11 protein-coding genes are annotated in these 13609 nt (G+C 38.9%); all 11 read right to left on the bottom strand.

Features of this window, described 5'->3' with window-relative positions; all coding sequences use genetic code 11:
- Window positions 1-228 precede the first annotated feature (228 nt).
- A complete protein-coding gene (locus I6F41_RS08600; RefSeq protein ID WP_197108161.1) occupies window positions 229-1209 on the bottom strand; it encodes a class 1 fructose-bisphosphatase in 981 nt (326 codons plus the stop codon).
- On the bottom strand, window positions 1206-2288 hold the full coding sequence (fbaA, locus tag I6F41_RS08595) for a class II fructose-bisphosphate aldolase (protein WP_011328419.1): 1083 nt from the start codon (window positions 2286-2288) through the stop codon (window positions 1206-1208). The genes I6F41_RS08600 and fbaA overlap by 4 nt, the downstream gene beginning before the upstream one ends.
- 13 nt (window positions 2289-2301) lie before the next feature.
- On the bottom strand, window positions 2302-2919 hold the full coding sequence (gene eda / locus I6F41_RS08590; RefSeq protein WP_011328420.1) for a bifunctional 4-hydroxy-2-oxoglutarate aldolase/2-dehydro-3-deoxy-phosphogluconate aldolase: 618 nt from the start codon (window positions 2917-2919) through the stop codon (window positions 2302-2304).
- Window positions 2920-2976: 57 nt separating this feature from the next.
- Complete coding sequence (locus I6F41_RS08585; protein WP_197108159.1) at window positions 2977-3909, bottom strand: sugar kinase; 933 nt, start codon at window positions 3907-3909, stop codon at window positions 2977-2979.
- 73 nt (window positions 3910-3982) lie between these two features.
- On the bottom strand, window positions 3983-5290 hold the full coding sequence (locus I6F41_RS08580) for an MFS transporter (protein WP_011328422.1): 1308 nt from the start codon (window positions 5288-5290) through the stop codon (window positions 3983-3985).
- A gap of 2 nt (window positions 5291-5292) precedes the next feature.
- On the bottom strand, window positions 5293-5637 hold the full coding sequence (locus tag I6F41_RS08575) for a cupin domain-containing protein (RefSeq protein ID WP_011328423.1): 345 nt from the start codon (window positions 5635-5637) through the stop codon (window positions 5293-5295).
- 5 nt (window positions 5638-5642) lie between these two features.
- Window positions 5643-7859 carry a heparinase II/III domain-containing protein gene (locus I6F41_RS08570; protein ID WP_197108157.1) on the bottom strand — a complete coding sequence of 739 codons (2217 nt, stop codon included), beginning with the start codon at window positions 7857-7859 and terminating at the stop codon, window positions 5643-5645.
- Between the two features lie 4 nt (window positions 7860-7863).
- Complete coding sequence (locus I6F41_RS08565) at window positions 7864-10125, bottom strand: chondroitinase-B domain-containing protein (protein WP_197108156.1); 2262 nt, start codon at window positions 10123-10125, stop codon at window positions 7864-7866.
- A gap of 139 nt (window positions 10126-10264) precedes the next feature.
- Window positions 10265-11143, bottom strand: a complete 879-nt coding sequence (locus tag I6F41_RS08560; protein ID WP_182683406.1) for an NAD(P)-dependent oxidoreductase — start codon at window positions 11141-11143, stop codon at window positions 10265-10267.
- 1066 nt (window positions 11144-12209) lie between these two features.
- Window positions 12210-12818 (bottom strand): nitroreductase family protein, encoded by a 609-nt coding sequence (locus I6F41_RS08555; RefSeq protein ID WP_011328427.1) that lies wholly within the window; start codon window positions 12816-12818, stop codon window positions 12210-12212.
- 58 nt (window positions 12819-12876) lie between these two features.
- Window positions 12877-13608 carry a sulfite exporter TauE/SafE family protein gene (locus I6F41_RS08550; RefSeq protein ID WP_011328428.1) on the bottom strand — a complete coding sequence of 244 codons (732 nt, stop codon included), beginning with the start codon at window positions 13606-13608 and terminating at the stop codon, window positions 12877-12879.
- Between the last annotated feature and the right edge of the window lies 1 nt (window position 13609).

Raw genomic sequence — 13609 nt, 5'->3', positions numbered from 1 at the left:
AGGAGTAATAAGGAGGAGCAAAAAATAAAATTAACGCGAGTTTACCCTCTAATGGGCTCGATAACTGCTTATGCGTTATTTTAGCCTTACACCCATGCAAGAGCCGAGTAAGTCGACTCAAGTAAACTTGGGGTAAGGCGCGCTACCTACATCTATGTGGGTAACGCACAAAAGAGCAAGCAAATAGCGTGTATTGGCCTTAACACATCGCTACACGTTTTATATACACTAATATTTAGCATTACTGTTATAAACAGTGCTATTAAAATATTCAGCTGGCGCTATAGAGCCTAAAACAACAGGCACTCGCTGGTGCAAGTTAGTCGGGGCTATATCTAATATTCGGGCCCCTTTTGAAGTGGCTTTACCGCCGGCATTTTCTACTAATAAGGCTAATGGGTTTGCTTCATAGAGGAGTCTTATTTTTCCATTTTCATTACCAGCGCGGTTATCTTGTGGATATAAAAATAACCCACCACGGCATAAAATACGATGTACATCTCCCACCATAGCAGCGTTCCAACGCACTGAGCTTTTATCAAAGCTTTTACATGTATACAGCAACTTATCAAAATATACCTGTGTAGGCTCATCCCAATAACGATAGTTAGCCATATTTACGGCAAACTCACTGCTTTGCTCTGGCACACTAAGCTGATTATTTGTTAATAAGTAACCGCCGTGTGTAGAGTCTAATGTATAACACCGTGTAGGGCCGCCAGTACTCATTACAAGTAATGACGAGGGGCCGTAAAGCACATAGCCCGCGCAAACTTGGTTTGCACCCAATTGGTTAAATTGCTCATCGCTATCATAGGGCACATCATCTCGGGCTAAATAAATAGTAAAAATAGTGCCTATTTGGCCATTTACATCTATGTTAGAAGAGCCGTCAAGTGGGTCAAATGCCACTATAAACTTACCCTCTGGGTTGGCTCCGACTGCGTGATCTTCTTCTTCTGACGCGACAGTTCTAACTGAGCTGTCCTCTAGCAAAATATCTTTAAGTAGTTGATTGGCTATTACATCAAGCTTTTTTTGCACTTCACCTTGAATGTTTTCATTTAAGGTTGAACCCAAAACACCGGCTAATTCACCTTGGCTTACTCTAAAAGCAATTTCTTTGCTGGTCGCTAAAATTGTGCGAATAAGTAAAATAAGGTCGGTTTGTACGCCATCTTCTTTTAATACTGTATTTAGTCTTTTCATGCGCTATACCTATTTACACAATTTAGATCGTTAAAACACTGAACAAGCCTTGCAACCATACTTTGCTCTGAATGGCGAAGCCATACGCGTGGATCATAGTATTTTTTATTGGGTTTATCGTCCCCATCTGGGTTACCAATTTGGCCTTGTAAGTACGCTTGCTTGCTAGTGTAATAATCTAAAATACCGGTCCAACACGCCCATTGGGTGTCGGTATCAATATTCATTTTAACTACGCCATAGGTTAAAGATTCAACAATTTTGTCGTACTCTGAGCCACTACCACCATGAAATACAAAGTTAATTGAGTTAGGGGGTAAATTAAATTTATTTGATACGTAAGCTTGTGAGTCTTTTAAAATGGTTGGTGTAAGTACCACGTTACCCGGCTTATAAACACCATGAACGTTGCCAAAAGACGCCGCAATAATAAAGTTAGGGCTTATTTTGCTTAATCGCTCATACGCGTAAGCAACATCTTCAGGTTGCGTATACAGTGCAGAACTGTCTAGGTGAGAGTTATCAACACCATCTTCTTCGCCACCGGTACAACCAAGTTCAATTTCAAGCGTCATCCCTATTTTGCTCATGCGCGCTAAATAACGCGCACATATCTCGATATTTTCTTCTAAAGGTTCTTCAGATAAATCTATCATATGCGAGCTAAAAAGTGGTTTGCCCGTTAACTCAAAGTGCTGTTCACCTGCATCGAGCAAACCATCTATCCAAGGTAGTAACTTTTTAGCAGCATGATCTGTATGTAGCATTACGGGTATTTCATAATGCGCAGCAACTGTATGTACATATTTAGCCGCACTAACTGCGCCAAGTACTGCAGATTGTTGCTCAGGTAATACCAAACTTTTACCACAAAAAAATTGTGCGCCGCCATTAGAAAGCTGAATAATAACAGGCGAGTTCATTTTTTTTGCAGCTTCAAGCGTTGCATTAATAGACGTTGTACTAACAACATTTACCGCAGGTAAAGCATACTGATTAGCACGTGCATGTTCGTATACAATTCTTACATCGTCGCCAACTACTACACCTGGCAATATTGCCGGGGCTAAATCTTTCATTGTTTGTTCCTTACTACTTTAATGCTTGAATACACGAGTCAGTAATTGCTTGCCAGTTTTCTTGTGCAACCCACTCTTTATTTGCGATCCAAGTACCACCCACAGCAAATACATTATTTAAAGATAAGTAATCCATTTTATTTTGCTCGCTTACGCCACCTGTAGGACAAAAGCTAGCGGCTCTAAATACTGACGATACAGCCGATACGAATGGTGCACCACCAGCGAGCGATGCAGGGAATAATTTTTGCTCTTCAAAACCGTACTCAAGCGCCATTAAAATGTCACCCGTGTTAGACACACCAGGAAGTACCGGCACATTGCATTTTGTTAGCGCGGCTAATAATTGCGGAGACACTGCTGGCGTAACAATAAAGTCGGCACCCGCTGCAAGTGCTTGCTCTAAAATGTCAGTATTTATTACTGTACCAGCACCTACTTTAAGCGCTGGCACCTGCTCTTTAATAGCTTTTAATGCATCTAACGATGCATCAGTTCTAAGTACTACTTCAACCAAAGTAAGGCCAGCATTGGCCATAGCTTGAGCTATTTTAACGCCTTGCTCTGGTGTGTCGGCTTGAATTATAGGCAATAATGTTTGCCCTGACATAAGTTCAGAAAAGCGAGTCATAACCTTGTTCCTTTATTAAAGATAATGCGGCCGAACTGATGCGGCCTTTAAATTTAGTTAAATACCGGCTTCAGCCATTGCTAACTGAAATATATCTTTTGGCACAATAGCCCCGGGTTGTTGTATAACTGCACCGGCGGCTTTTGCAGCAAGTTGTACTGCGTTTTCAATAGTTAGCCCCGATAAACGCGCACCTAAATATACACCGTTAAAAGCATCACCCGCGGAGGTTGTATCAACAACATTTTTAACCGGTATAATAGTATGGCTTTGAAGCGTATTGTCGTGTTTTGTCACAACTGATGCTGGACCATTTTTAACAACAATTTCTTCAATTTTATATTTTTGTAAGTATTCAATAACCGCATCTACGCTATGCACATTATAAAGTGTGGCTAAATCTTCAACGCCTGGCAGGGTAATGTCTGCAACAGAAAACGCTAAATGATACTGCGCTTTCGTCTCCTCTGTGTTTTTCCATAAACGCGCTCTGTAATTGGGATCAAATACTATTTTTACTCCGGCATTTTTGAGCTGCGTTACAATTTGCCAAAAGCGCTCACGCGCTCCTTCTTCTATTACAGCGAGTGAAATACCCGAAAAGAAAAACATATCACCTTGTGAAAGTTGCTCAACAAGCTCGGGAGTTAAAAAATCAACAACCTTTTTAGCGGCAGCATCACTGCGCCAATAAATAAAGCTACGCTCGCCATGCTCATCCGTTTCTATGTAATACATGCCCGGTACTTTGGTATCGTGAGCAAATACAAACTGAGTGTCTAACTGTTCGCTTTCAAAGCGTTCAAGCATTTTTTTACTTAAGTTATCTTGGCCTAAAGCGGTTACAACAGAGGTCGAAATTTGCGCAAAGCTACGCTTTAAATAAACGGCAGAATTATAAACATCACCTGCAAATGATTGGTGCAGTGTTGCCTCACTCATAGCCCTAAGCTCGACCATGCATTCACCAAGAAAGTAAATATTTTTCATTTTGGAAGTTATCCTATGTAGTTAACTGCTATGCGCTTTATAAAACACAGTGGCATAGCAGTTAGTATCGAGATTATTGAGGCTTTTTAAGAGGTTCTATTTTTGGAATAAGGATCCAAACAGCAGCCATTGCAATAATTGCTAATGAGGCACCAATAATAAATGCTGGCGCATAATTACCATCGGCAGTAAGTATAGGAACCAAAGATGTAAGGCCTACAGCACCTAACTTTGCTGCCATACCAGAGAAACCGGATAATGTGCCCACAGCCTTTTTACCCAGTAAGTCACTCGGTAATGTTTGTACGTTACCAATGGCTGTTTGAAAACCAAATAAAATAACCGCCATAATAAGTACCGCTGTTACTGGGCCACCTGGGTTAGCCATTGCAAGCAGTGCCGGTAGCATAATTAAACAGCCCAATGTTATGGTAAGTTTACGTGTTTTATCGGTATTCCAACCAGATTTGAGCCTGTTTTGCGCTAACAAGCCACCAAACCATGCACCAAACATAGCACCAACATAAGGCACCCATCCGTATATACCAATAGATTTAACATCCATGCCATACACTTCGTTTAGATAAATAGGGATCCAAAAAACAAACAGCCACCAAATAGGATCAATCGCTGCCGAGGCAATAATTACGCCCCAACTTTGCTTACGACACAACAGCTCTGCGGTAGAAGGGTTGTATTCTTCTTCCTCTTCGTCTGTTACATCGCCATTATCATCAACACGTCTTTGGCCCGTTAAAATGTACTCACGTTCTTGTGCTGTAAGCCAAGGGTGAGAGCTAGGCGGCGCTTTAACTAAAATTAACCACGGCACTAACCAAAGAAAACCTAAAACACCAATAGCAACAAACACCATTTGCCAGCTAAAGTAAATTGTTAAATAGGCAATTAAAGGGATGGCAATAATACCGCCAATTGCCGCGCCAGAATTAAAAATACCCTGTGCTAAAGCACGTTCTTTAGTCGGAAACCATTCAGCGTTACCTTTAGCAGCACCTGGCCAGTTACCTGCTTCGGCCACACCTAAAATAGCGCGGAAAAAGCTAAAACTAAGTACACCTTGGGCAAATGCATGTGCAATTGTTGCAAGCGACCAAACACCAATTGATAAAACAAAGCCGAGTCGTGTGCCTACCCAGTCAAATATTTTACCAAATATGGCTTGCCCAAAAGCATAAGAAAACACAAACACAATAGAGATATTAGCGTATATTTGTTTACGCTCTAACGCCGATTCATCCGGGAATAAATCCTCAACTATGTCTGGCCAAAGTACACTCAGTGCCTGGCGATCGATGTAATTGATAATAGTGGCAAGCGCAATTAGCGCGATAACCCACCAACGTAAGCCTTTAAGTTGCATAATTATTCCTCAATAAAGTCTTCACGAGCTGGGCTAAAGGTATCAATTAAAATACCACCCGTTGGGCAGGTTGCGCCATGATCAGCAAAAGGAGGTATTAAACAACTATCACCGGGCTTTAATATTTTAGTCACGCCATCAATATTAAAATGAAATTCACCTTCAACAACATAAGTAACTTGGGAGTGCCTATGCGCATGGTTATAGCCAATAGCCCCTTTTTCGAACCAAATTTTAACGGCCATGAGTTCTTCGTTATAACCCAGCATTTGACGCTTTAAGCCATTACCTAAGTCTTCAATTTCAGTTTCGTTGCCAAATGAAAAGTGTGCACTTTGCTTTTGCATCCTGTTTACTCCTGGTTATTGTTCATCGCATAAACGCCCAGTCGGCTATTTAAGGTGAATACTTTATTTTGAAATTTAAATGTATTTTTTATTGCGTTTTGAGCTTTATTTATAGCCACTAAATACGATTTACCTTTAATACTCAGTTGTACAAGTACTAAGTCATCTTGCTCGGTAAATTTAAGTGCCGACACTCGACTAACCGCTTCTAATGTATATTCTTTACTTGGGTTGTATTCACCATGGGGTTCTAATACCGATATAAACGTATGCTGCTTTTGCGCGTTTACACGGCGAATAAAACCGTTTTCATTGCGTAAATTAAATTGCGGATCGTTTGCACCAATTTGAGTAAACAAAAACGACTCGTCACCCTTCACCAAACTGGTTTGCGTATAAAAACGACCGTTATCGTTAAGCCAAGTTACTTTAGCTAAGCCACTTTGTGGTTGTGCCTGCCCTTTTAGCCATAAGTGCTGATAACCATTTTTAGACCCAAGTGCAGCAAGCTGAGTTGTACTGGCCTTTAATTCAAAGCTGGTATCAATAAGCTGACCTTTGTAATGCAGTGGTAAATCAAATTGATGCGCGTTATCGGCAGTAACATTAAATACATCCAGTGCAATGCTGCTTTTAAGCTCTGGTAAATTAATTAATGCCAAGGTGCGCTCAAGTTCAACACCTTTATACGCGGTGCTTATTTCGCCACTTGATACTGTGCCAAACTCATTGGTTTCAAAAAAGTTTAGTGTAGGATGGTTGTTATTACCCACATCTACATTGGCATTAAAGTGTGTCGTTTCGTCAACCACAACAGTATTGTGTGCAACCGTATGCTTGGCATAGGTTTCGTTTTCAGGTAAGTAGCGCCCGCCGTATTTGGCCTCTACATTTAAAAAACGAGCGGCGCCATAATCAGATACAATTTCGTTACCGTGGTCATAAAACTGCCACGTTAACTTATCAAAATGACCGTGGCCTAAACCTTGTGCTGCTGGCTTAAACAATAAAGCCTGATCGCCCCCTACTTGGGTACGCATAACCACTAAAGCACCTTGCTTACCGTCATTACCATCACCAAAAGCAACCGATTTAAACGAATAAGGTTTTGCCATATCGCTATCGAGTGCTTGTGCTACTTTTAAGCCATCGCCAGAGAGAATTATTTGCTCTTGTTGTTTAGCAATATCTAAATAACCCGCGTCGTTTGTTAAGCCATAAGCAGTAGTAACACCATGCACCAGCTCAATGGTATCTATACCTTTGCTTTTTATTGCATCGTTAATTGGGAAAAACAAACCGTTGTAGCTAAGTTGAATAGTGGTATCAATCGCTTTTAATAAAATACCATCGCGGTATTCAAATATTTTTCTTTGTGGTTCGTTGTTTTCAATTGCCTTCGCAAACGTTACAAACGGCAGTAGTGCAAAGCGTTGATAGTAAGGACCTTCGTTGTAGTAACCTTGTGGCGAAAACAGCATTTCTAACTGCTTAATAAAGCCGCCTTTACCCGACTTTTCTAAATCGTATAACGATTTTTCTACCCACTCTGGCTCACCCAGCACATAGCCTGCCATACCTACACCCGCAGTTGCCCACGTACCATGGTTATGTACTTTATTAAATGTTGATGGTTGGCCTACCGATGTAAATAATGAAACCGGGCGTAATAAATCGTTCTCTATTGTTTTAATATTTGCAGCATTTAACGAATCATAAACGAGATCGTATGCTTGTATTGTGTACACAAGCCACATTGCTTCGTTAAGGCTTTGCCAAAAAAACTTACCAGGGTTTTGAGAGTCAACCTTACGCTTTGGGTGTACATCCAATGTTGGATATAATTTGGCGTAATCAAGTAGCATATCGCGCACATAATTGGCGTATTTAACGTCTTGGCTTAGCTGATAAATAATGCCTGCGTTGTACATAAGTTGGTAATTTTTTTTATGGCGTTCATGTGTATAACCACCACCACCATCTTTAGGTACAGGCACTGTAATAGGGTGTGCTATTTGCTCATCTACTTGCGCTTTTAACAGCTCAAACGCAGTGGCAAACTTGCCACTGCTATTACTGCTAATTGCTTGGCGCATGTGCTTAACATCATCTGTAGTAATTACCAAGTTTGGGTGCGCGGCATGCGCACCCAATGATAAAAACAAGGCAGATACCGCTATAGCAACTGTTTTAAAACGTGTTTGGCATTTTAATAAATACATAATATTAATCTGCCTTATTATTTAAAACGTTATTATTTTTTAACACCGCTGTGTGAGGGCCATTAACTATTAGCTCTTTAACATTAGGTGTTTTTGTGGCATTAAATGTATTGTTTGAAATCTCAGTTTTTGGCTCCCCTACCGTATGCTCAACAACAATTGGGGCCGATTTAACAAATTCATTTTCTTTAATATTTGTTACCTGAACACCATGCACATAAATGCTTGCTTGTGCTTTATTACGCGCCCCAAAACCAACATTATTAAGCGTGTTATTAATCACTTCTAAATGAGGGCCAAATGTACTTTCGTCTGTACCACCTCGATAAAGCTTAATTAGGCTGCCTTCTACATCATTAAAGGTATTGTTATTAACCGTTACGTATTCAGCGTTATAAACACCTAAATCTTCAATTTCAGTATTTAAGCGTAAAATATCCCCTGTCACATTTGTAAAGCTATTACCTGTTAGAATAATTTCATCAGCCATGGCGCCTTTTCCGGTAACAAAAAAGTGGAATGAATGGTTAATATCTAAAGCAATTAATTTTGAATTGGTCATTACAAAGCGATAGTTATCAAGCATGCCCCACTTTTGCGTACGCACAATGCTATTATCAATAGCATCTGGTGCATATTCACCAGAAATAAGTAGCCCTTCTAGTTTTAAGTTACCGCCATCGTGTATTTCAAATAAGGTAGAGCGTTGAAAGGTAAGTTTTGATTTACCGCTTTGCTTCGCTTTAATGGTCAAGGTTTTATTAATTTCAACAAGCTTAGACACATCATATTGCCCTGGTGCAAGTTCAAGCACATCACCCGACTGTGCATTATCAATAGCATTTAATAACGCACTAGCACTGGCTTTAACAACATGCGTTTTACCTGAGTCAAACTCAACTATTGCTGGTACTTTTGCATACCAACTAACACCGGTGTCTTCTTTTTTAAGTACTTTTAGGTCGCGCTTTGCACCCACATTTACACTTTTAGATGAAGGGTAAAGTAAGCCGTTACTTGCTTTTTCAAGTGTAATACTTTGCTGTTTTACACCATATTCAAGCTCAGAGAGCACTTTAGTATTTGCTATATTGTTACTTAATACTAACCCGCTAACATCATCAAATGTCGAAAATGGTTGCTTAGCGTCTTGATTAATAATTAAATTATTGTTCATTACACTATTTTTTGGTGTAGCACTGCGCTCAGCATCGCTACCTGCAGCAAGTTGAATATGACTAACATTTACAAATGTATTGTTTTCAATTGTTGCGTTTTCAACTTGGTGATAACGATTAATAGATGAGTTTGGCACACCGTTCATAACCGTAAAACCACTACCAAAACGATAGCCGGTTAACCCTTGTAGGTAGTTATTTCTAATAATTTGATCTTTATTAATAACGCGAATGCCACCTGTGTGGTCAACACCATTACCAATAAAAATGTTTTCCTCTACAATATTACCGTTACCATGGCGCAGTGTTAATGTGCCACGCGACTCGTAAAATACGTTATTACGAACAATGTTTTTACCGGCTTTAATAGAAACCGTTTCTACTTCACCATTGGTGCGGTCAAAGTAGTTGTTCTCTACTAATGTGTGCGAATCAGTTAATGAATGATGGCTGGTGCCAACTCGTAGGGTTTCACCACCGTTTGAGCCAAAAGTAGGACGATAACCAAAATAGTTGTTATCTATACGGTGGTAATTTTTTTGGCTTTGCACTGAGTTTAAACGAACTGCAACGGTAACCCCTTTGTTTCGTTTACCCACTAAATGGCTATGATCAAAGCGGTTATGTTGTCCATATAAAGCAACCCAGTAATCTGACTCGCGCTTATCTGGATTACTATAATTATCGATCACTATTTGAGTTACGCGTGAATGGTAGGCTAATTCACTTTTATTTCGACGAAATTCTATTACCGCTGAGCTTGGTGTGTAGCCATCTTTAAATACTAAGCCTGAAACCTCTAAGTATTTACCTGCAAGGCGAAGGTTAGATTGACCAGATAAAATTACTTGGCCTTTAGTTTCCGCGGTTAATAAAATTGGGGCGGCTTTACTTCCTTGGCCTGAAAACAAAATTTCGAAATCATTCCAAGTACCATTTTTTAATATTACTTTATCGCCTGCTACTAAATCGGCTGAGATGCTATTAAAGGCTTGTTTATTCTCTACAAAATAATCTTTGGCAGCTAATTGTGTCGATAAGCAACCAGTGAGAACTAGACTAAGCTTTATTATATTCATTAGACGCATAGTTAACTCTTTTTTATTGTGATTTAAATTTAGGCTTTATGAATGTTGAACAACGGTTTTTGTATAAAGCAGTCAATCTAATCAATCGATAATATTGTGTGTTGCGGCGTTTAAACGCTAATTTAAACGCCATTTTGTATTACTTATTTAATTGCTTAAAGTAATCAAAAATTTCTGGTACGTTGCCCTGTCCCATACCCGCATCAAATGCAGCTTGTAGGTTAGCAGAAGAACCTTCGGCAATTTTTGACTCTGTGCCTAAGTCTTCAACCATTTGCAGGAAGTAACCTAAATCTTTGTTTGCATTAGCAATAGAAAAACCAAGATCGCTTACATTATCAACGGCGTAGTTTTTACAAAATTGCATAAATGGAGAGTTTGATGGACCTGTAGACATAATGTCGAAAAGTTGTTGGCGGTCTACACCAGCACGATCAGCCACTGCAAATGCTTGTGACATTGCACATACTGTTGTCATACCCATAAAGTTATTAATTAACTTAGTAGTATGCCCTGCACCTAGCTCACCTAAGTGAAACACGTTTTCGCCTTGATCTTCTAACACTGGCTTAACTTTATTAAATGTATCAATATCGCCCGCAGCCATAATATTTAATAGACCATCTTTAGCGTGTGCAGGTGTACGACCTAATGGTGCGTCAATCATACCTGCGCCTTTAGCAGCTAAATCTGCACCAATTTTTTTAGTAGATGATGGAATAGATGTACCAAAATCAACTAATACTGCGCCTTCTTTAATACCGGCTAAAATGCCATCTTCGGCGTAAACAATTTTTTCAACAACAGCAGATGTTGTAAGACAAAACATAACAATGTCTGACCCTGCAGCAAGCTCTTTTGCTGTGCTTGCTGTTTTTGCGCCTCTAGAAACACACGCTGCAACCGCCTCTTTGTTAAGATCCATAACAATAAGATCGTAGCCTTTGTTTTGTAAATTCTCGGCCATGTTGCCGCCCATTAAGCCAAGGCCAATAAAACCAATAGTAGGTTTTGACATAAAAAAACTCCCAATAATTGTGACGTATACTTATAGTCGAATTATTTATACACCTGATAAGCACACTTTATTTAAATTTAAATTCATTAAAATTATTTACCAAAAAGCTTTGGTTGTCATAACCAAATTAAGTATCCAATTTTAATCAACCTGAACAATTTAGCTTAATAAACAATCTAATTTTAATTTAGAACTGCTCTTCTCTACATTGATAAAGCGTTACATTAGTAAAGAATTACCCTTGAGAATGTAAACACCGTATTACCAACCACTTTAATTGTCAACCAATATAATTTACCAAGCAACAACAAAGTAAGGTTTAAAACATACTCCTCATTTGAAAATAAAGTTATTAATATGACAAAAAAACAACCACGGAAGGCAAGCCTTTGATTTTAAGTGACTTATATTTATTGCGCACCTACCCAACCTAGTGCACCCAAAAAGACAAATTGGTAATAACACTGTGAATTTAATTTAAAGCTTTTTTGCTTTGTTACTAAAAAGCAGCAGGCATAATTGATGGCTCAACTTATTTCAAGACAATAAAAAGGGGGAATTTATGATTTAAGGAACTAATATTAATTAAATTTAACAAAGCTCTCAGAAAAGCTATGCAGGGTAGATGCGCTTTCTTACAGATATAATAAACCTAAATTTAATTTAATAAGGAATGAAAACAATGACTTAAACTAACTATACCTAAGCAACCATGAAAGCCACGGTATTGTTTTTATAGGATAAAGCTATATTGCCAAGCGTTTGATTATTGAAGCTATAAATTGCTAATTTAAAAATATAAGCTAAGTAGAGGTTACAAAGCGAAGTAGTGCTTATCATTTTATACTGAATGCTATTGCTAGGTGCTAGGTATTAGGTGCTATGGCGGGTATTCTGATTTATTCACTAAAAAAGTAAGTCATGCTTTAACATTACAAATGTTAAAGTTAAACGCTTTGGCTGTTGTTTAAATCAATGTTAGATTAATTGGTTACTTATAAAAAATGAAACCGCTAGAAATATATCTAAACGGTTTCATTGGTTAAATTATATTAAAGTAAGTGTATTAACCAAATACCTTCATACGTTCTTCAACCGGTTTAAACTCCTTGTCGCCTGCTGGCTGATCGATAGCGCCAAATACCATTTGTGCATTCAATTCCCAGTCTGCAGCTATGTTCCACTCATCTGCAACTTTTTGATCGATAACTGGATTATAATGTTGCAGGTTGGCACCAATGTCTAAGCTAGCCAATGCTGTCCAAATCGCATACTGATGCATAGCGCTGCTTTGTTGTGCCCAAATTGGAAATTTGTCAGCATACAAAGGTGCAGCTTCTTGCATGTTTCTTACTACGGCTTTGTCCTCGAAGAACAATACCGTACCTGCACCGGCTCTAAAGCCTGCAATTTTATTTTTAGTACCTTGAAATTTTTCGTCGTCACCAACGATAACTCTAAGCGTTTCTTCAGTAATGTCCCACAGTTTGTGATGCTCATCACCAAACAAAACGACGATACGTGCCGATTGTGAGTTAAAAGCTGATGGCGTATGCAAAACCGCGTGCTCAACAAGCTTAACTACTTCTTCGTTAGAAACTGGCAACTGATCGCTTAGAGCATAGATAGAGCGACGCTTCTGTGCTAATTGTTGTAAATCTTTTAAGTTTGACATTATTATCTCCTGTGGTTGTTCAAATATTTAAGTAATTAAAAAACTAATCTATTTACAGTTACTTACCTAAAAGTAACCAAAAACCGAGCACTAACAATAAATAATTCATTATCTTTAAAAATAACACTTTATCCAGTACTTCATTAATTTTTACCCCTAACCAATTACCTACAAATGCCAGTGGGAAAAAGGCCAGTGCAGTTAAAATTGTCTCACCCGTTAACAAGCCGAACGATAAAGCTGCAATAAGTTTTATTACATTCATCATTGCGAAAAATATCGCCGCGGTAGCAACAAACTTACCCGGAGTAAGCCCTATCGCTGTGAAATAAATAATAATGGGTGGCCCACCCGCATGCACTAAACTGCTGGTAATACCGGAGAACATGGACATTATCCCCGCGCCAATTTTATTACTGAGAATTTTAAGCGAGCTTTTTTTAAAGAAAATATTTTTAATTGAAAAAACAATACATATTAAGGCGATTATCAAGCGTAAGTGCTTTGCATTAATAACGTCTATAATTAAATAAGCAATGAGCACACCTACTATTGCCCCAGGAATTAGGGGCAGAAGTAGTTGATTGTCCCATTTTCGCCAGTAACTTCTTACGCTTAACATGTCGCCAATAATTAATAGTGGCAGCATCAGTGCAATGGCTTGCGCTGCTGGCAATTTTAGCATTAGCAGCGGCACGGCAAACACGCCTAGTGCCCCTGCAAACGCTGATTTTGAAACACCTATCAACACAACAACAGCTGCTATTAAAACAAGTGTTGTAATATCCATA

The sequence above is a fragment of the Pseudoalteromonas sp. SCQQ13 genome (assembly GCF_015864415.1).
Classification (GTDB): domain Bacteria; phylum Pseudomonadota; class Gammaproteobacteria; order Enterobacterales; family Alteromonadaceae; genus Pseudoalteromonas; species Pseudoalteromonas nigrifaciens.
The sequence above is the reverse complement of the archived record's forward strand: the minus strand, read 5'-3'. Positions and strand labels throughout refer to the sequence as shown.